13 protein-coding genes are annotated in these 20,275 nt (G+C 33.2%); 1 reads left to right on the top strand and 12 read right to left on the bottom strand.

Annotated features, from left to right (window positions below; translation table 11 throughout):
- Window positions 1-6: 6 nt before the first annotated feature.
- From Q9Q97_RS16095 to Q9Q97_RS16040, 12 genes are all read right to left on the bottom strand, one after another.
- Complete coding sequence (locus Q9Q97_RS16095; protein ID WP_306158902.1) at window positions 7-7,389, bottom strand: hypothetical protein; 7,383 nt, start codon at window positions 7,387-7,389, stop codon at window positions 7-9.
- Window positions 7,390-7,789: 400 nt separating this feature from the next.
- A complete protein-coding gene (locus Q9Q97_RS16090) occupies window positions 7,790-9,019 on the bottom strand; it encodes a hypothetical protein (protein WP_306158900.1) in 1,230 nt (409 codons plus the stop codon).
- 571 nt (window positions 9,020-9,590) lie between these two features.
- Window positions 9,591-10,067, bottom strand: coding sequence for a hypothetical protein (locus tag Q9Q97_RS16085; RefSeq protein ID WP_306158898.1), 477 nt, complete (start codon window positions 10,065-10,067; stop codon window positions 9,591-9,593).
- 4 nt (window positions 10,068-10,071) lie between these two features.
- Window positions 10,072-13,365: a hypothetical protein gene (locus Q9Q97_RS16080; RefSeq protein WP_306158896.1), complete on the bottom strand. Its 3,294-nt coding sequence runs from the start codon at window positions 13,363-13,365 to the stop codon at window positions 10,072-10,074.
- A 5-nt stretch (window positions 13,366-13,370) separates the two neighbouring features.
- Window positions 13,371-15,554, bottom strand: coding sequence for a hypothetical protein (locus tag Q9Q97_RS16075; protein WP_306158894.1), 2,184 nt, complete (start codon window positions 15,552-15,554; stop codon window positions 13,371-13,373).
- A gap of 26 nt (window positions 15,555-15,580) precedes the next feature.
- Window positions 15,581-16,084, bottom strand: a complete 504-nt coding sequence (locus tag Q9Q97_RS16070) for a hypothetical protein (protein ID WP_306158893.1) — start codon at window positions 16,082-16,084, stop codon at window positions 15,581-15,583.
- A 25-nt stretch (window positions 16,085-16,109) separates the two neighbouring features.
- Window positions 16,110-16,562, bottom strand: coding sequence for a CHAP domain-containing protein (locus Q9Q97_RS16065; RefSeq protein WP_306158891.1), 453 nt, complete (start codon window positions 16,560-16,562; stop codon window positions 16,110-16,112).
- Window positions 16,559-16,846 carry a methyl-accepting chemotaxis protein gene (locus Q9Q97_RS16060; RefSeq protein WP_057119681.1) on the bottom strand — a complete coding sequence of 96 codons (288 nt, stop codon included), beginning with the start codon at window positions 16,844-16,846 and terminating at the stop codon, window positions 16,559-16,561. Before Q9Q97_RS16060 ends, Q9Q97_RS16065 begins: the two co-directional genes overlap by 4 nt.
- Window positions 16,847-17,163: 317 nt before the next feature.
- Window positions 17,164-17,409, bottom strand: coding sequence for a hypothetical protein (locus Q9Q97_RS16055; RefSeq protein WP_306158889.1), 246 nt, complete (start codon window positions 17,407-17,409; stop codon window positions 17,164-17,166).
- Window positions 17,410-17,813: 404 nt separating this feature from the next.
- On the bottom strand, window positions 17,814-18,014 hold the full coding sequence (locus Q9Q97_RS16050; protein ID WP_306158887.1) for a hypothetical protein: 201 nt from the start codon (window positions 18,012-18,014) through the stop codon (window positions 17,814-17,816).
- A gap of 122 nt (window positions 18,015-18,136) precedes the next feature.
- On the bottom strand, window positions 18,137-18,847 hold the full coding sequence (locus Q9Q97_RS16045) for a DUF3164 family protein (protein ID WP_306158886.1): 711 nt from the start codon (window positions 18,845-18,847) through the stop codon (window positions 18,137-18,139).
- An 11-nt stretch (window positions 18,848-18,858) separates the two neighbouring features.
- Window positions 18,859-19,266 carry a hypothetical protein gene (locus Q9Q97_RS16040; RefSeq protein WP_306158884.1) on the bottom strand — a complete coding sequence of 136 codons (408 nt, stop codon included), beginning with the start codon at window positions 19,264-19,266 and terminating at the stop codon, window positions 18,859-18,861.
- A 300-nt stretch (window positions 19,267-19,566) separates the two neighbouring features.
- On the opposite strand from Q9Q97_RS16040, the gene Q9Q97_RS16035 reads away from it, so the two are divergent.
- Entirely contained in the window at window positions 19,567-20,250 is a 684-nt protein-coding gene (locus Q9Q97_RS16035; protein ID WP_306158882.1) for a S24 family peptidase, read from the top strand.
- The last annotated feature ends 25 nt before the right edge of the window (window positions 20,251-20,275 follow it).

Raw genomic sequence — 20,275 nt, 5'->3', positions numbered from 1 at the left:
GTTTTTTTAAAGATTTATATTGTTTAATGGTAGTATTTGTGTATCAACAGTATTCGTTAGAGAAGTTCCGTTTCCTTCCGTATTCCACATTTTGTATTTAAACTTGATTTTCAATTTTTCTACATCCAAAATGGTTTTGTCGCGATGCATAATCAATGCCTGAGAATAATCTTTCGAATGCAATACCTCAAATCCAGATATTGGATTTCCTAATTGGTCTAAAACCGAAATGGTATCCTGAATTTCTTCTAAAGGCATTTTCGGAATATTGAATGGCTCAGGATTACGAACTAAAAGCGCAATTGTGGCTCCTGTATTGGTATCAATAATTTTATTAACCTCAGTGCTTTGAGCTGGATCTAGAGGAGATAATTTTAAAATTCCTTCAAAAGCGCGATCAAACAAATGCTGATATTTTGATGCTATAGAATCACTTAAAGCGTTTGTACTATTAGCAACTTTTGGAGCAATTAAATAATATAAAGCATCAATGCGTTCTTGATTCAGATTTACATTTACTTCATACAAAGCTCCTTTCGTTTTTTCTGGATCAGCAAAATAACTTTCAATCTGTTCTTTGAAATCTTTGTAACGAGAAGTCTGGAATCCGAATTGGTGAACCAAAACATTTTTGCTTTCACTGGTAACTCCGATTTCTGCCCCATCAAAAAAGTTATTGACTAAAACCGTATACAGTTTTGAAGGTTTTAAATTGGTTAATGTTGCTTTGTATTTTAACGATTTTGGCTTTAAAGGATCTCCTAAATTTAAATCGCATATTTCACGATTATCGCCAATAAAATTGTTTAAAACTCTAAGACCTAATGGAAGTCTTGGATCATTGTCATCAGTCCATTTTAAGCTTTCGTCAGCTGTTTCTTCTGTTTTCGCATACTTTATTTCTTCGCCATCTACTATTATTGTTTTTGGCGGATATTCAATAACTACATCAGTCTGCGGATCTTTTATATAAAGATTCAATGCACCCTTAATTTCTGGTCTGCTAGAGTCATAATTTTCCCATTTCTTAAACATATGAGAAGTGTAAGTGTTGGTAAAGAATAAAGAAATCTTACACTGTTCAGCACCGTAGAATGAAGGCTTAGACTGCAGCAAACTTCCATCGGCATTTGGATAAGAACGATCGTAATCCAAGTAACTTCTTAATGAGGTTAAAGTCGATTTAGATAAAGCTGTCAATTCATTTTTCACTTCTGGATTTTGATTTTCTGGATACGGAACTGGGTAATGCCCAATTGGGCCGTATGTTTTAAATCCGTAGTAATATTTAAATTCAGTCGGACGTTTTTTATTATCATCGACCGTATCTGTTAAAGTAAAATCTAAACAATAAGTCGTATTTGGTCTCCAGATTGGTTGAACAGTTGTTTGCACGGCGTCTTTCATAGCTTGAAATTGCTCGCCAACAGCTGGAATATCCAAAATGGTTTTATTGTGATAATAATCTTCTTTGCTAAGCCATTCTACACTCTGAATATAAGTTGCGTAATCTAGTTCTGGATCTTCAGCACTTTCGAAACTTGAACAAATAACAGCATCTGTTACAATAATTTTTGAATTTTTAAGACTTCTTCTAAAGTCTAATCCACTAATAAGGCTTAATGCTGTAAAATCGATATTTCCGTTGGTTAAAGCTGTTGCTGATGATGTAACCGTAACTGTTGCAGCAGGATGTAAAGAGCAATTATCAAAAGCATCACTAAACAATGAAAAATAAATTCCTTTTTCTTTTGGCTTGCTAGAAAGCATTACGATTTCATTTACAGATGGTTCATTTTGAACCTTAAGAATGGAAGCGTCTTTAATTTCAGTTTCTCGTTTAACTAATTTCTTAAGTTCTAATGTTTCGCTAATTACAAACAGAAACTGCGTGTTGTAAGCAAGAACAGAATTATCACTTAAAGCATTATTAGACAAATAAACAGGCGATTCAAAAATGGCATCATTCTTCATCAGATTAATGGCATTTCCATTAATTTGAACTAAACCGAATTTATTGTTCGAAAGTTTGACTGAAACCCAAGTTTTGCCATTGACAATAATAGCATCAATGATTTCAACAATTTCAGTATCAGAAAGCACTTTTGTATCAGCTACAGAAATTACTTTCGTTGTGTTATTGATATTCAGACGGACGATTTTTTTGTCTTTAGTAATCAAAGTAAACTCAGCATCATTTTGCTTTAAAACTTTTATTGCTTCACTATTTATTTTAGAATGATAAACTACCGTTTTATCGCTTCCTTTAATCCAGCTGATTTGAGTTTCATTTGATAGTGTATTAACCCAAAGCAAATCATTATTTGCTAACGGAAGAACTTCATTAAAACCTAAAGAATAGGCATTTAGATATTGCGTTCCTGAAATAGGACTTAATTCGTCGTCCATTTCTACAATTGCTGTTGCAGCGATAGGAGAGACACATCCTATAATAAAATCAAGATCAATAGTCGCTTCACCAATTCCTTTACATTGTTCTGCGTTTAAAGCTTGAGTTACGACTAAATTTCCATTTACAACTTGCAAAGAAGTCACGATTCCGTTAATCAAACGTTCTCTAATAATACTTCCATCAAAATCAACTTGTAGGAGAATCGTAGTTTTAGTATTTTCTTTTGGATGAAATGTTATAACATACGAATCATTGAATTTGATGACCTGATCAAAATCATACAGAACTCTTCCGTTATAACCATAATAATGAGTAAAAGTCAGTGCATCTTGATTTCCTCCAGAATTTACATTGTCATTTCCTGCAGCTATTTTTAAACTTTCCAATTCAGCTATAAGCGAATTGTATTTCGTAATTTTTGCAGGATCAGTTAAGATAATTTCAATTTCACCAGTTAAATCTTTAGAAGTAGCATCAAATAATTGGGCAATTTCATGTTTAATTTCTTTAATGCGTTTTGCCTTTGCTGAAACGGGACTAATTACAATTTTGTCAATCTTTATTTTCTGATTTTCAACTTCTTCACTAAATAAGGTTATGGCGGTTAAAAATTCTGCTTTGGTATAAAGATGCTCTTTAGCAAATTCATTTTCATTCTCTTTTCTAAAATTAATAGGCTCATAGGAAACTAATTTATCGCCATTTTTAAAAGTGGCTGTATAAGCTGCGATCTTTACCTCTTTTGCTTGAGTTGTAAGCTGTAATGTTGGATCAATAGCCGATTCTGGGAAAATAATTTCTAACTCATTTTCGTTTTTAAATGAAAGTGATTTACTATAACCATGCGGATTTCTGTCTGTCGTAATGCTCATGAAATCTCCGCCTTCCATTGTGTAATTGCCAGTAATTACAGGAAGTTCTCCATTTAATCTAAAAAACAATCCATTGATTTTATCTGCTTCATACTGCATTGGCACATAATAGCGCTGGCCAATTTGTTTATTAAGAAAATCAGTATGATGGGGTTCTATTTGAGCTGATGCACAGAATAGTCTGGAAGCCGTAATACCTAATTGTTCTGGAACATGCCACCCTGGCTCTCCAGCACTTAAAAACGAAAACGGATCTGTTGCCAAGACACGAATAGAATCATACTGGTCAATAGCTTTTTGCCAATGCGCCCAACGTAATTTCTTTAATGCATCGGTTCTTTCTCCATCTTTTACAACCGCTTCAAAAGGATGATAATCTACCCAATCAGAACCATTCCAAGATTTTATATTGATCGATTTAATTCCGTATTCATGTTTAACCTGACGTAACTTTCTTCCTGCTTGAGTACTTACAGGAGGCATCATATCGGTATAGTTTTTAGCATCAGCAGTATAACCACCCACTTTTTTAGAGAGCTCTGGATTTGGCAATACACCTTTAGCCATTTTTATATCGATATACGTATCCAAAGGAATTTTTTGGGTAATGTCATTACCATTTGGAACATCTCTGAAAAAATCGAGAGCAAATGCTTCATTTGTAAGCATATGAACTCCTTTTACATTTTCTAAGGTTCGATTATCCTGTCCATCTCCCTCAGTTCCCATCGGAATTGGGCTATATGGCGTACGGTCGACAACTCGATTAATATCCCATTGCAGTTCAACCGTAAAGTTTTTACGCACCCTTACAAGGGCAATTTTTATGCGAACGCTTAGTTCTAATTTGGCATAAATTAAAAACGGTTTAAAAGATTCGACAGAGAATATCGTATCTAGAGCGATTTCAACATTTATAATCAAAAGTTTAATCTGGATTCCTCCACCAGCAGAAATGTAACCACCCATTTGAGGACGTTTGAACGAAATCTTTCCGCCCATTTCCAGATAAGCCCACAATTTCACTTTGGCTGGGCCAAAACTCTGCTGTAATTTAAAATCCAATCTTGCTCCAGCCTCGATTCCCTGAGCAGAAATCATAATAAAAGATTTTGCCGTAAATAAGGTTAAGACTTCTGCTGTAATCGGATCTTTTTTAGAACCTAGATTGACATACCAAGGTTTCTGGTTTTTAAAGAAAAACCCAGCTTCTAGTAAGGCATGAAGTTTAATAATTTGTCCGCTATCTTTTGGAATGCTAAAGTCGGCTCCAGCAGCTAATTCTAATGAGTCGTCTCCAAAAGCAACCATGGCAAAAAATGGAGGGTTGCTAGGATCTTCTTCAATAAGACCCAATCGTCCCGAAATAACATTCAGTCCAGCTTCAATATAAAATAGAGTAGGCAGAGATAATAACAGCATCGCACGCAATGACAATACATGACCACCATCGGCAACGGTTCCAAAAGTCGCACCCGCTCCGATAGAAAACGGAGCATCGTATTGCATCGAATCTGGTGGCCCGCTGAATTTTTTAATGTTGATACCTGGTTTTGGATGTTTGTAATAATCATACCATTTATCTTCTTTGGTTAATCCTACAGCTTCTTTGGTTGCCACATATCTAAAACCTAATAAACCTCTAAAGGCATTAATTGCTAAGAATCCAAGAGGAATAGGGACAGGCAGTTCAATACTGGCATCGATTAAAAAGGCTGGATATTTTGGCATAAATCGCATTCCAACACTTCCAGAAATTTTTGCTTTTGGCAGTTTTAAACTCACCTCACCAATAAATTCTTTAGATTTTCCTGGTTCTGGAAGTGTAACCATGCCATGAATAATTGCCATTGCAGAAGCTTCAGTTGCGGTTCCTGGAATTGTCAAATCGACCTCAATAGTCTGAATTCTGATGAAAGAATCATGACCGCCGTCAGTAGGATAATAGTATTTTACACCTTCACCGCGGGCATCAACTCCAAGCGGGTTAATACTGATTGCGCCGTCAAACCCCCAGAAATTAAATTTACGTCCGTTAATTTGAGTCGAACCAAAATTGATATTGGTAACCGCCATTTGGACAGGTCCAAGATTGACCGATAAACTAACCGGAATCGGAATAGATCCTCCTTCAACTTCAATATTTCCGTCGCTGTAAACGCGTAGTTTTTCAACCTCAAAGCCTTTTCCTTTCAATAAGCTACCCATTAAAGTGGTTTCAGGAAAAGAAACAGAACATGATGTACCTAAATAATAATCATCATCTTGTCTTCCAAGTTCGAAACTGTTAAATTTAAGGTCTACCAGACCAAATAAATTGGCTTCGGGTTTATTTTCTTTATTGAATGAAGCGGTAAGGTTGAAATCGCCGTCGTCTTGTAAATGCCCTTCAAGATTAACTTTTAAAGGAGCGTCGTTTTTTTCTTTAAGTTTCGGAATTTCTAAAGCTCCTTTAATGTTGGAGTTTACAACTTTATTTTGTTTGAAAGTAATGTCAAACTTGTTAAAACCAACCTTGAATCCTTTTTTAGCAGATCCAATGGTTTTCCAAAGCATGTTTTCTTCCAGTTGCGATAAAAATTCTTGATAAACTAGAGCATTGTCAAAAGAGTAGTCTGTGTTTGCACTTACAGTTGAAGATCCTGCTTTTGTTTTTAATGCTAATGGAAATTTAAAAGTATAAGGAAGCTTAGCGGTATATAATTTTTGCAAATAGACAAGCAAGGCAGGATAATCTGCAATTTCCTTTTCGTTTACCACACCATTTACTTCGTCTTTTTCGAACATTGTAATAGGGTAGTAGAAGTCGAATTTGTCATTAAAATAATTAAACGAACCGCCTTTCGGTTCAGGGACAGTCTCCAGATAAATATTTCCAGAAAGACCTCCAGATCCCACTAATAAGTCAGAAGCTCCGATTTTTATTGTTGGCTTAGGGCTTGTTTCTTCGCCATCTTTTGGCTCATCATTAAACCATTTAGAAGGCAATGTAACTGATGCTGCACGAGCATAAACCCCAACAAAATCATTTGGGCGTCCGTCTGCATCAGCTTCTGGAATATTAGTTTTTTTGCTTAAATCTACTTTTAAAGTATCTAATTCTAGCATTAAACCTGTATTGCCAATCATGGCATTTGCAGGATATAAAGAACCGCCTAACTCTGCCTGATAACCAATTCCAGCTTCTGTATCGGCATACAATTGTGCTTGAGCAAATACAAAAGTTGATTTAGCCGCAGGATCATGAAAATCAGCACCATTTGGCTCAACAGGCTTTAGAATACTATGCGGAAATTCGATACCAGCACTTAATTCTAATGTTGCTTTGGCTTTTGGAGTTATGATTTTTTTAATGTGAGCTTCAATTCCGTCTGGAGCTACAATATTGTAAAAATCTTGTAATTTTTGTTTGATTTCGTTTGCACTAAAACCATCTCTGGCAATATAAATTCCAAATAATAATAACGGAATCGATTTTGTAATAAGTGGGCTGTTATTAATAACATCAATGACGCTTTGAATAGATTGCTCCACATTTTCAGGAAATTCTAATTCCTGATAAGTAGGATCATTAGCTACTTCGTCAAAAGTATTGATGTCGAATAATAACTGTTCGTATTTTGTTCTTCCTTCTTGGGCTTCAACAAACATATTCATCATGTGCGCAATTACCTGTTCTTCGCTAATGCGGAAAACCTGTAAACCGACAGCATAAAAATCTTTTATAGAAAAAGAAAAACTGCTAGAGCTAAATGTTTTTAGGAAAGCTAAAATTTCCCATTGATATTCCAGTGTAATAGGAAATGATGAAATAGACTGGTCGCCATCTTTTAAATCTGGATTGAAGACCAATTTGAGATCAAATGGTAACGGAAGCGCAAGCGGACTGCTTGTAACAATGTCGAGACTGTAAAAAGCAGAATCGCCACGATACCCTTTTGAATATTGCAGGTTTTTATAATGGATTTTATCAAAAATGGAGTTCAAGCCATCTTCAACAAACGATAAAAACTCAGGCAAATCGTCTACAGTAATTACCTCAGACAATCGAGGGTAATATCTTGGCGTAGGAATTGGAACCGCTGTTATGGTATTACTTGGCATATTCTAATTTGTTTTTGACTTTAATTTTGTTCGTATTCGGAATGATTAATAGATTAAACAATGCTTAATCTTGAGTAGATTTTAGGTGTGCATTCAGCTGCAATTTGATTTGGATTTTTTATCTGTTTTAGAAAAGGATTGTTTAAGGTTTTTTCCTTTTGACAGTGTAAAGATGAGCTTAAAAAAGAGCTTTAAGAAACAGCTGCTTAGTGCTTTAACATTGGTGTTCTAGGGCTGTACAGGGTTGTAAAGAGAGTGGATGAAGTGGATTTATTTTGATGGAAAAAAAGGAACTGAATTGTGAGAAGAATTTAGAATTTAAAAAAGTCAAAAAGGAACTTCTCATTTCAGTTCCTTTTTGATTTTAATTTTGTTTTCAATTACTTTTATTTAAAATATCTTATCTTATTGTTTCTATGTAAAGAGCATAGTTATTAGCTCTTAATTGAATATTTGTATTAAGGCCATTGGCATTTGTTGCATCTTCAAAATCTAATGTGTTTACAAAAGCAAAACTAAAAGATGCTTCAGAAGCCCCTAATGTTCTTGTATTTAAAGCGTCTCTTAAGTAATAAGATTTATCAGTCCTTGTAGTAATTCCTTCTCTAAAAATTTGTTCAGGAAAAGTGATAGTAGACCACTGTGCCGTTAATGGGTCAGAATTTTGGATATTAAATAATAAAAGCTCTTGATAATTTTTATATCCAGAGAGATTTCCTGAATATTCCATTACCTTGATTTGGTTAACTGGGTTTGATCCCGACCAATGAGTTGCAAATAAGCCATTATTGATTTTTAAAAAAACCTCAATTTTGGAAGTGGTTGGTAATTTAGGATTTGAATTCCAAGATGTACGATTCGTTAAAGTTGTTGCATTAAGTCTTTGAATTGAAATATTTGCGATTTTACCAATCTCAGTATTTGATGTGATAGCTTGTTTTGTTTCTGATATAGAGGTTTGCAAATAAACTTCTAGATTGTTTTGAAATTTATAAGCTAGTAAAATTAAAGGGTCCGAACTTGTAATTAATCGAGATCGCAAAGAACTATATGTTGTCCATAGTTTTCCACTACTATCACGTTCGATAGCTCCGTTTAAAGGAGTAGTAGTCAAAGTACCATTAGGTATAACTAATGGTGGAGAAGTTGTGCTTCCAGTTGCTAAAGTAACCTTATTAATGAAATTCCAAGTTCCTGAAATATTCTGAGTTTGTGTTTTAATCCAATTCCACCAGTTAAATAATTTTACACGACTTACGACTTTATTATCTTCTGCAGCTGAAGAAGAAATTTGAGTTTCAGCATCTGTAGCAAGAGAAGCAGTAAGTTTTGTGTTTTCGAGAGTTTTTCCCATTTCTGCAGTTAGAGCCTTAGCAGTTCCTCCTGTTGTTAAGTCATTGACTAAAGAAGGAGGTGATGTACTGATATTGCTAATCATATCTTTCAAAACCTTTCCTTGTCTGGCATCTAGCGCTTTGCCCTCAGTCGTAGCATCTAGTGCATTATACGTTTCGATCTTCGTGTTCTCATTGCTAAACTCAAGTTCACCTTTTACATTGGTTTTTAAAATTTTGTTTGGCTGATTGGTTTCTAAATCTGCCACTTTGATTCTGTTGTGATTGGTACTCATTTTTAATTAATTATTACGGGTTTAAAATATTTATAGACTTTTAATTAGGCTATGGAGGCTTACCGTAATTCATTCAGATAAAACACTTACAAACAGTTGTTGATTTTGGATGATTATAAGTTGTCTGAATGGTTAAAAATTGTGTTAGTGGCGTCACAATAAGGGTTTCATTCTACAAGAATAGACTTGTAGAATAAGAAATAAGAGTTGGGCTATTGTCTTAAAATAAAGGCAGTAGTGAGGTAAGGGAAACTTATTATTTTAAGTTTCCAGATTGGGTTTTAAAAGGTGATTTTAGGTATTCTTGAGAGAAGATTTAGTTTTAAAAACAACTCAAAGAATTTTGCCTTTGAGTTGTTTTTATATAAACTTATTTTAGAACAAGAAAGTTGTTGTTGCTTTGTATTTTGTTGACACGATCTTTTTTCCTATAAAAATAAAAAGTAAAGTATAAAACAGTACTTTTTATTTTTTTAAGATATTGAAGGAAATACTTTGCGGGCACAGATTGCAAATCTGCGCTATCGTCGCGGAAAATAGATCTGCGCTATCGGGGTCGGAAATAAGTATTTTAAAAAGGATTTTCACCTCTTTTTATTCGTTCAATACCATTATCGACTAGATTTTTTATTGTCAAATTATTTAAACGACTGATCCAACTATCATTATTGCTATAAGGATGAGCTTCGTAAATTGACGGGTTATCACCTTCGTCTAAATAAATAAATAAAAACTGGCTTCCTCCATATACATCAAAAGCATAAAACGGTCTCGAAATTGTTCTTTCGTTCTCTAACAGATCTTCTCTAACCCATTCTTGCAATTCCTGCTGAGTTTTATTTATTCCATAATCACAAACAAAACAATTAGTTCCAGCAAGAATCAACAATTCTTTTAAAACTTTAGGAAATGGATTTCCATTATTGTAGAATTGTTCTAGAGATTTAATTTCTGCTTCTGTAATCCCTTTAATAGAACTAAAGTAACCAGAATTATTAATTTCCAATGAAGGATTCGTTTCTAATTTCTTTAAATATTGTATATTCATAAATTTATAGATTTTCTATTGCTGTTTCTATTTCATTGGTACTAGTTGCACCTTTATGCGATATAACTGTTATATCAATAATTTTTCCCTCCTGTCTAGCTAATTCTTTCAAATATACCAAATAACTTTGACAGCTTGTGCAGGTATATAAAGTTGATTCCATATTTATCACAAAGCGATTTCCTTTATTCCAGTGTTCTTCTAAAAAGTTAAATATAAATTTTAACTCAGTGTCATCAAGCCTTGTTCTACCGTTTATATCAATTGCTTTTGTTTTAAAAATATCGTAATTTTCATAATTTAGAGGTTCTCTAAAGAATTCAGGAAGATTGTTACCAAAAATTTGTTTTATTTTTTTTTGTTCACCTGACAAATATCTTTCTTTTATAATTTGACCTATCGGATTATCATCAAAATATATTTGCATTTCTACAAGTAATTTATTTGAGCCCTTAAATTTGTCTTTTAATCGCCTATTAAAATTTTGAAAGAAAGGAAAAACATCTCCATTGTGCAAGCTTTTTAATCTACTAATTGATATTGCTTCATCTTTTATTTCTTTTAAATATCTTATAGTTAATTCATCTAATAAACTTTGTGCTTTAATTCTTAATAAATCAATATGTATACTTTTTAGATCTGAATTAATAAATTTTAATATTTCTAATCTTGTAAACTCATCAAATTGGTTTAATTTTAATTTTTTCTGAAAATCTAAAATTAATTCGAGTTTATTTGGATTTTCAATAAGTTTTTTAAATTCATTTTGAGTAAGTCTAAATTCATCAAATAATTTTTGCCTTGTAGCGACATCTAATCCTTCTAAAATACTTTTGAGTTCGGCTTGTTTATAATAATTAATAATGGTATTAACTGAATATGTATCTTTTAAAAAATCTATACTTTTTCTCTCAAAAACTATTCCTTGAGAAAACAACTCACTCCATCGTTCCAAAAGTATGCCGTCAGAAGAATTTAGCGCGTTTAAAACATCAGCCTTGGCTGATTGAAAATCAAACATACAGGCAAATTTCTTTTCATCATTGGCAAAAGAAATGATTTTTGTATATAGATTGGGATGTGAAGATTGAAGAGAACTTAACCATTGAGCTAGAATATTATCAATCTCATCCAAAGAATTTATAGCAGTTCTTAATTCATTATATTCTGCTCCATTTGGTATTGATTGTTGTAGTTTTTTAGTAGCTCTTTTAAATGCTCTTCGAGATAAAAGATCTCCTGAAAGTGATAACATTTCTAAAGCAAATAACCAAGTGTCAATATTTTTGCAGAATTCAAATTTTTGATATTCGGGATCATTTTCGTCGGGTGGATTTCCCTGACTATTGTAGTATATGGTACACCCAGCAGTTGCAAAGCGTTGAATTAGTCCTGCGATACCTAATATTATTTGCGCATTATTTGTTAAAACTCCTAATGCTCTGCTAAAGCTGGCTATTTCGGCAAGCGATAATTCTCCAGCAACGAAATATTTTCTTATCAAAGATAAATCTTTTAGGTGGCTTAGCTTTCCCAGACCTGTTAGTCCAGAGAATGTCAACATTACATCTGCAGCAGTTCCTATTGTCTCTTTTGTATCGCTATAATCACCAAGATCGTCAACATATTGTAAGTAAAATATAGGAAAACAATTATTGATAAAATTAAGAATATTTCCATTATCACTTATTCCCTTCACTGGCATTTTGATAATAGTGTCAGTTGCATTAGTTGCTTTTAATGCAATAGGTTGAAAGATTTTATAAACGCCATAAGGTTGATCTCCATAGTCTCTGACTTTTTCTTTAGCAAGTATTTTATTCTCATAAAATGTGAAGCTAAAATTATCAATATACCATAATAATATTTTTTCGGATTCATAGTTAATAATCATCGGTGCTGCATTTTCATCTAAAAGAGGAAAAAGTATTTCAGGATCATTTGAGTCAAATTGCCATCGACAATTGTATGGAGTGTATTCGAAATGACTTAAGGCATTCTGAGCAATTGATGGGACAAGGTGCTGAGGATTGAATTTACTTTCACTCCAAAGATTATATACTACTTTTACTAATTGGCCTTTATTTCCTTTTCCATCATCACTTAATAAGGTTGAATCATTTATTCTGCTGTATAATACTTCATACAATGTCAGTTTTTTATTGTAATCAAAAATGGTATTAAGAAGATCCATGAAATCATCTATCTCTGAATAATTTAACGCTCCAGTTGATTCCTCTCTAGCAATAGCACGAATTATTTTTAATATTGCTTCTTCATCATTTAATTTATTAAACCCCCAATTTCCAATTATCCAGAAATTATCTCTTAGGATTTTATCTAATAAATTAATTTTTGTTTTATAAGGCAAGTAGCTTAGTTCGATTGGATCAAATAAGTTAACGATATAGACAATTAAATCATTTACATTAATTTTTGAATAATCATCATTATATTGAATTAACCAATATTTGAATTGTATTAGACCTAATCTTAATCTTGCAAAATATTCATCATTATACAATGCATGATATTTTGAATCAATAATTCCATAATCGTGATTATATCTATTGGGTAAGTTAATTACTTGGTTAAATGGTTCGACTAGTTTCAACGCAATTAGAAGATTCAAAAATTCAGTTTGACTAAAAATCCAATCAAAGACTTGAATTACATCAGTTAAAATATCTAATTCGTAATCATGCAGATTTCTTAATTGATTATTAACTTCAAGGTACTTTTTATCTATTATGAAATTATAATATGGAGTTAAAAAAGGTATTATCTTTTTTGATCCTGCATGAATAATTTTATAATCCGAAAGTATAGGTGATGTACTTTGTAAGACATTTATTTGTCGTTTTGGGTCTATTGAATTATATAAATGATAAGGAATAGATCTGTAAATTGTTTCTGTTTCTATTTCTGATGTTTCTAAACTTTCAGGGTATAGCATCTCATGTGCAAAAATGACATTATCATTTCCATTAATTTTTGGAGGAAGGACATCGAGAATGCTAAAGATACCTCCAAGCGCTCCAAAAGAAGCAACAGTATAAGTTTTACTTTCGTTAATTTTATTATTATTCCAGAAATTTATTTCAGACCTATAACTGTCAAATTGGTCATTTGATTCGTCAAAAATAGCCATATAAAAAATGCCATTTTTTTTAAATCTTCGTACCCAACCATTGCTAAAAAACAACAGATCATTATTTAATGGATCAAAAGTTTCATCATCACTGATACTTGATAGGTAAACTATATCTCCAGAGGCTAGTACTACTAAATCTTTCATGTATTTTAAAGGGTTAAGTCAATAATTTGTTTAAAAAGTTTATCAGGTGTTGTCACATATTCACTATATCCTTGGCTAAAATGATGTTTGCGATCAAGTGAATAAACAAAAACAGGATTGCTGGGCTCTTCTAGCTTATTATTACCTTCAGCATCTTCGACTACAATTGCCACTTTGTATTTCTGATATGTGATATTTTCAGGAGAAATTAGATTAGTGACATCTTTAAAAAGATCCATTAAAAACAAACGAGGATTCTTTTTGTCTTCGGTAATTAGAGTTTTTATAGAATCGTTTTCTTCTTTAGTAAGTCCTAAAATAATTTTGTTAGGAGTAGAGCCATCCAAAGTTTTAAGTTCCAATCCAGTAATGGTTTCAGTACTATCTGTAAATAGTTTTAAACTATAATAGTAAGGATCGGGTAGTTGATAGGTTTTACTGCTGCCAACAGCACCTCCTGCAGAAGGAGAAGTATAAGTTGTTGAGGTTGTGCTTCCAGTAGCAGAAACAGCATTGTTCATAACATCTACAGCTTCTGTAATGTAGGTTACGCGCGCAAGATTGGGTGTTTCTTCAATTCCTGTTTCGATGAGGTCGTGCACGGTAAGCGTTTGTACAATCGAAATTCCTTGTTGTTTTTTATCGTAAAACTCATTGATAAGATTCAGTTTTTCAGAAGTCATTCTGGAGTAACTGTCATCAGTCCCTAAATTCAATAATGGACTGGCTTTTATTAAATTAAAAACATTATCAAAAAAGTTGGCTTGTCTATAGGTAATTATAGGGTTTCCCTCTTCATCAGGAATTTCTTCGCCAGTATACATATTCACTTTTCCTTGATAAAGTAAAATACTTAGCGAAGCAATGTTTTTGCCTTCCAAAGCAGGAGTTGTCAACTGAATGGTTGAGGTAAAATCAGCATAATTTCCTTCTTCATCAGGTGGTAAGCGTAAGCCATCAGCATTGATAAAAGTATCTTTTTGAGCGTTTGCGACATTGGCAATCTGTCCGTAAAAAGCTGTATTGTTATTGTTGTCTGTTGGAAATTGTAAGTACAAATTATTTGTGGTAACTGTATTTGCCTGTTCTTGAGTGTTAACTAAAACTGGCCAGCCAGAATTTCCATACGTCATGGCAGTCATAGGCACTTCTTTAGTAACAGGATTTTCTAATAATCCTGTTTTTAGATTTTCAGGACCTTCACCAATTTTATAGTTTCCATAAAAATCATAACTGCGGGTGCGATCGCTTTGGATGTAGATGTACCAATTGTTTTTAGTCGCAAAATTGTTAATGACATCACTATAAATAGCGTTTCCAGTTTTCTTTGTTTTAATTCCAGAAGCATCTACTGTTACTGTACTATCGGCAGTATGCAACCCATAAAAAGCAGCAATATCAATAAACTGCGTACTTTGTTCACGCTGTAATTTTTTTGCAAATTCAGTAGAAGAACTGTTTACTATAATTTCTGCAAAGGGTTTTCGTGCATATTCTAAATTGAAAGCAAACTCAGAATTGTCAAAATCATGTTTGTAATCGCCATAGTTTAAAACGACATCAATTCCGCATACACCTTCTGCAAAGCTTCCTAACGTTTCACCGCTATCAATTAGTGGAAGTTCAAAAGGATGCTGTTCTTCTTCGGTGTTATCTTTCGTTTCAAACTTCGATTCTTTAAAAAAGAAATCAGATAAAGGAGTTGATAGTAGTAGAGCAAGGTTGTTTGGATCGGGATCCTGCGCAGGTTCATTGTAACCAATAAATCCGCTTTTAAATAGAGGTTTTTCAATTGAAGTGTTTTCGTTATAAAAGTCTTCAAAATCATCGTTTATTTTAGTAATAAAATCAGAAGATGAGGAAGTCTTTTGGGTAACCAAATTGTTGTCATTTGAGTCTTTATGAAAAAAATCACTTTTTTTCAATCCTCTATAAACAAAATATTTAATGTTTAATCCAGGAAAAGGCTGTTTGTAAGGGCGAAGAATAAGATTTACTTTATCATCATTGCCTGTTTGAGGCTGTACTAAAACTACTCCTTTGCAGATGGAGAATGCTTTTTTTGGAGTATCCAATGTAAATCGAGAAGTCAGGTTGAAAACAGTTTCAGACTTAGGACCAAAACCCTGAGCTGGCTGCTGTTGCGGAAATCCCCCTGACTCTATAAAAAAATGAGACTGTGCGGACATATTTTAAGTGTTATTTAATAAAATTTTTATTTGAACCCAAAAGGCTTGTAGAGTTTATAGACGAATTGTCCAATTAGAAAAAGCAGTAAAACAAGAAGGATTCTCCCTAGCCAAATCTGTACTTTTTGCCAAAAAGTCAAATAGTTGATAAATTTGGTAATGGTGATGGTTTTTTCTTGAACGTCTTTAACCTGTTTCGATTTCCAGGCAGCGTAGAGTTCCTGTTCTTTTAAGTTGCAGTCAACGCTTAATGTATTGTTATCCAGTCGAACCCTTGGGCTTTTTAATGTGCGCCCTGGTTCGGCTTGAATAACATTTTTAAGAATGACTTTTCCATTCAAGCATTCCAGTAATGCATTGTAAGAACTGCTGTCTTTCGCAATCTTAAAAATGGTGTCGTGTAGAGTTTCGGTAACAGTTATCGTCTGAATTCTATTTTCGTTTTGCACCGGTTTCGGACTTCGGCATGAAATCACCACTAAGAAAATGGCAATTGAAAAAATCAGAGCTTTTAAGTTTTTTATCATCATTATTTCGGGTTTATAAATTTTGTTTTTAAAGGCGCAAAAAACCTTTAATGCTTTTGATATCTCGTTTTCTTCGAGCGACTTTATAGCCTTCTCGTCCTCCAGAATCATTGGTGTTGCCTTCAATAGTATAAAGAGTGTTTCCTACTATTTTTTCTACAAATCCAGCGTGGCCTGTACCGTTGTTAAAGTCCATAATAAAAACATCTCCAGGCTGAGGTATTTTTTTTGCCAAAAGAGGTCTGGAATTGTACTGGTCTAAAACGCCACCAGTTTTCTTTAAAGGGTTTTTTGTGTTAACGTGAGCCGAAGCTCTTTGTGTGCACCAGTAAATAAAAGCCATGCACCAGGCATAACCTTTGCCAAGACCTACGCTTTTTAAATAGATTTCTACTTCTGGGCCAGCGTTGCTGTTTCTCGGAATCTCTTCCACGCCAATCTGGGCAGTGGCGATTTCTAAAGTTTTTTGAGCAAGTGTCATGATGTTTTTCCGTTTAGCTGTTTAAATTTTTGTAATTCGTCAACCAATTGCTGATTGATGAGCATGAGTTCTTTGTGTTGTATTTCCATTTTTTTGATGGTTTCGGTGGCAGCGGTAAGGCGAGCCGTAATGTCATCTAGCAGATCACGGTAATATTTTACGGCACTTACAGCATTGTCTAGTTCGGCGGCACGATCTTGTGCCAATGATTTTCGCATAGAGAAAAACCAAGTAATAAAGGCGGCAAAAAAAGCCGTCAGCGAGGGGTATAGAAATTGTTCCATTTTGTGTTATTGCGATTTGAGTGTGTGATTAAATTGTCTTTGGCAAACAGCCTGGAAGCCATTTTTTGGAGAAACAAAACCAGAAATTTGCTCCCGTTTTTGGAGTGAGCTGTTTCCTTTTGAGATTGCAAAGATTGGGTGAAAAAAGCCCTAAAAAAAATGATTGCAAGGTCTGCGAACATTTGTATTCTAGGGCTTTACAGAGTTGTAAGGAAAGCGAACAGAAGTCGTTTTAGATAGAGTAAATGACTCATCTTTGCATAGCAAAAAGGATGTTTTTGAAGATTAAAAAAAGAATAATTTTTCTTTTGTATTAATTATGAAATTCGATTCTGATTGCTCAGAAGTTCTTCGATTTTTTTTAGTTCAGAAGTGATAGGTGTACACAGAATTTCATATAAAGTGGTTCTAGAAATCGGGTATACTGGATACACATATTTGCGCCACACCACAGTAGTGGGAATGTCTTCTGTTTTGTGTTTTTGATATAGTTCTTTAATGAGTTTATAACGCATTAATTTATTTTTTTGAATTCCGAGGCTTCTGTTTGAAGATATAGGCATGAGAAATATATTTTGAATGATAGAAAAAAGAAAAGTTTTAAGAAGAACGAAGTTTGAAAAAGTGAATTGCTTGTATAAGCGACGACATCATATTTAAGACAGCCAAAACCATTTGATCATTTTTTATGAATGGTTTTACTCCTCAAATGCCATTTTATTGTAAACCTCGTTCTGAGGTATTTGTTAAAGATTTTATTTAACAATTCAGGTCAGCAAACTCCGCATGACAATCCTGTTTCCAAACCTTTATAGGTTTAGATTCCAATAGAAAGAATGCGTTTTGGCTGTTATTTTATTAGGGCAGAAATCGCCCGTTTTTCCGGTTCCTGTTTCGCTTCAGAAAGAAGAAGAAACAGGAACCATTTTTTTACTTGCATTTTAGGCTGCAAGTTAGAAGGTCAGTTTTAGCCTTTGTAAGTGGCTGTTGTATGCTTTTTGAATCTTGGATTTTTTATCACAATCTTTTCGTACTGAAGAAAAGCGCGACGTTCTCTAGTAGATAAATCATTCTCGCAGTTCCAGTTTCCAAGTCTATCTTTAACGATCGTATGTTCATTTACTTGGTAACTTTCATGATCGGTAATTGGCTTTATTTTTACGCTCATTTAAATATTGTTTAAAAGTTGTTTTTAATTTGAAATAAAACCATTCTCTAAATAAAAGTATTGGTTTTAAATTGGTCAATATTAACAAGATAGTGAGCAATAGCGATAAATAAATGTCGTGATTAAGCTGCATGATTTTGTTTGTTTTCGTTAAAGAAATTAAAAGCGTATCCTTGTAAAAAATCGACAGAAGACATCGAAAGCGGAATATTAGTTCTTACGCCATTTTCGTCAATTCTGCTAGCCTCAATAAACCAGCTCGAACGCACAGGTTTAAAAGAAGAAGCAATAATCTCTACACCATCTGTAAATTCTTCGTTATTAAATTCTTTAGTCAGTTTTTGAAGTTCTAGGACTCTAGAACCTTTCAAGTTTCCTTTAGCATCTTTTTTTAAAAGATTGAAAACAATTTTTACCAACGACGCTGTTTCTTTATTCGTAGAAAGTGACGAAATGTAATTCTGAACTTTCTCAATTCCAATAGTTACCGTATCGTCCCAACCTTCATTAATGCGGTAGCCAATGGTAATTTCTTCCTTATCGTTAGAGAAAGTGTGGGACATTTGTTTTTCTTTAAAACCATAAACCTGATTTTTTAAATCCAGAATAGTTTCAAATAATTGAAAAGTTTCCGTTTTGGCATTTCGCATCATTTCAGACGTTTCGTGCAATCTTGAAAGTGCTTTCGGAATCGTTTCTGCGACTAATTTTTTATAAGCATCTCTTTCTTCCAATTTTTTATTTTCAATTTGATTTAAAGCTTCTTTTAACTGTTGAGCAGAAAATTGAGATAAGTCCATAGTTTTAAAATTGTTTGCTGTTGGAGTGTTCATAAGGTTTGTTTTTAGGCGTTTAATAAAATTTCTTCTTTAAAAGGATCTCCGTAATACGGTTTAAAATTGTTCTGTAAGGCGAGTCTCAAGACATCGTTTATTTTATTCTCAATATTTGCTGAAACAGGACGGGGAGTGGCGGCTTCATTATCCAGAATATGCATCCACTGAAAACGTTCTTGATTAATACAGATTCTTTCTCCGGCGGTAAAAGTTTTCTTTTTTTCAGAACAGTATTGAAGTGCCAGATATAATGTTGCAATACGTTCTTCGATTTGTACTTTACTCATGTTTTTTTCTAATTGATTTTTTAATTTTTTAATGTCAGATTCGATTAAACTCCTTTCGGGGCTATTTGGATTTTCAATAAGCCAATTTTCCAGTTCCCGAATTTTTTCTTTGATTTGATTTGTCTCCATTTTCGATTTGGATTAAAGATTAATGCTATTTTTTGATTCTAGTTAAGTATTATTTTAGATGCGTAGTATTTTACATTTTTTTTGGATTTTAAGGTAAAATTTTTACGTATCATGTATTTGTTGTTTTGTTTGTTGTAAATCAATTAATTGTGTTTGTTTTTGGGTTTTGTTTATTTATGTTTCAAATATATTTTCTGGCTTAACCCCTTGTTTTTCAATTTTATTTTTCTTTACTTTGCAAATATAATGTAAAATAATACATTAAAACAAATTTTTAACGTAAAATAATACATCTTTTTTATGGGGTCAACGGAAAGAGTGCGGGAATATCTTGATTATAAAGGGATTACTAAGTATAAGTTTTGTAATGATTTAGGTTTTTCTAATAAGTTTTTAGACAATAGCAGCAATATGGGAACAGATAAAGCGTGTAAAATATTACATCACTATCCGGACCTAAATTCAGAGTGGCTGTTAACAGGAAACGGACCGATGATTAAAGAAGAAAATACTAGCGTGATGATTATGAATAGTGATAGAAAAACAATCGATTCGCTGCATGCAACTCAGGAAATTCCTTTATATGATTTAGAAGCGGTTGCAGGTTTAAGAGAATTGTTTAGCAGTGGAGAACCGCAAAGAATTTTGGATACGATAAAAATTCCGAATCTTCCAAAATGTGACGGCGCAATTTCTGTAACAGGAGATAGTATGTATCCGTTATTGAAATCTGGAGATATTATTCTGTATAAGGAAACAGAATTTGAAAATATCTTTTTTGGCGAAATGTATCTTTTAAGTGTAAAGCTGAACGATTGGGAAGAATATATCACCGTAAAATATGTTCAGAAATCAGATCAAGGCCAGGAATTTGTGAAATTGGTTAGTCAGAATTCGCATCATCAGCCAAAAGATATTCACGTGTCGAAAATATCTGCTTTGGCACTTATAAAAGCAAGTATTCGTATTAATACGATGATGTAGTTGTTTCCTTAAATCTTAAATAAAT

Origin of the sequence: Flavobacterium sp. DG2-3, assembly GCF_030730925.1 — a bacterium.
Taxonomy (GTDB): Bacteria; Bacteroidota; Bacteroidia; order Flavobacteriales; family Flavobacteriaceae; genus Flavobacterium.
Note: the sequence above shows the minus strand (reverse complement) of the source record. Positions and strands in the feature narration are given on the sequence as shown.

Coding starts and splice junctions, on each gene's coding strand:
- Q9Q97_RS16055 (WP_306158889.1), bottom strand. CDS start 17,409: ATGCCTATATCTTCAAACAGAAGCCTCGGAATTCAAAAAAATAAATTA.
- Q9Q97_RS16065 (WP_306158891.1), bottom strand. CDS start 16,562: ATGACACTTGCTCAAAAAACTTTAGAAATCGCCACTGCCCAGATTGGC.
- Q9Q97_RS16075 (WP_306158894.1), bottom strand. CDS start 15,554: ATGTCCGCACAGTCTCATTTTTTTATAGAGTCAGGGGGATTTCCGCAA.
- Q9Q97_RS16040 (WP_306158884.1), bottom strand. CDS start 19,266: ATGGAGACAAATCAAATCAAAGAAAAAATTCGGGAACTGGAAAATTGG.
- Q9Q97_RS16050 (WP_306158887.1), bottom strand. CDS start 18,014: ATGAGCGTAAAAATAAAGCCAATTACCGATCATGAAAGTTACCAAGTA.
- Q9Q97_RS16035 (WP_306158882.1), top strand. CDS start 19,567: ATGGGGTCAACGGAAAGAGTGCGGGAATATCTTGATTATAAAGGGATT.
- Q9Q97_RS16080 (WP_306158896.1), bottom strand. CDS start 13,365: ATGAAAGATTTAGTAGTACTAGCCTCTGGAGATATAGTTTACCTATCA.
- Q9Q97_RS16085 (WP_306158898.1), bottom strand. CDS start 10,067: ATGAATATACAATATTTAAAGAAATTAGAAACGAATCCTTCATTGGAA.
- Q9Q97_RS16045 (WP_306158886.1), bottom strand. CDS start 18,847: ATGAACACTCCAACAGCAAACAATTTTAAAACTATGGACTTATCTCAA.
- Q9Q97_RS16060 (WP_057119681.1), bottom strand. CDS start 16,846: ATGGAACAATTTCTATACCCCTCGCTGACGGCTTTTTTTGCCGCCTTT.
- Q9Q97_RS16070 (WP_306158893.1), bottom strand. CDS start 16,084: ATGATGATAAAAAACTTAAAAGCTCTGATTTTTTCAATTGCCATTTTC.
- Q9Q97_RS16090 (WP_306158900.1), bottom strand. CDS start 9,019: ATGAGTACCAATCACAACAGAATCAAAGTGGCAGATTTAGAAACCAAT.
- Q9Q97_RS16095 (WP_306158902.1), bottom strand. CDS start 7,389: ATGCCAAGTAATACCATAACAGCGGTTCCAATTCCTACGCCAAGATAT.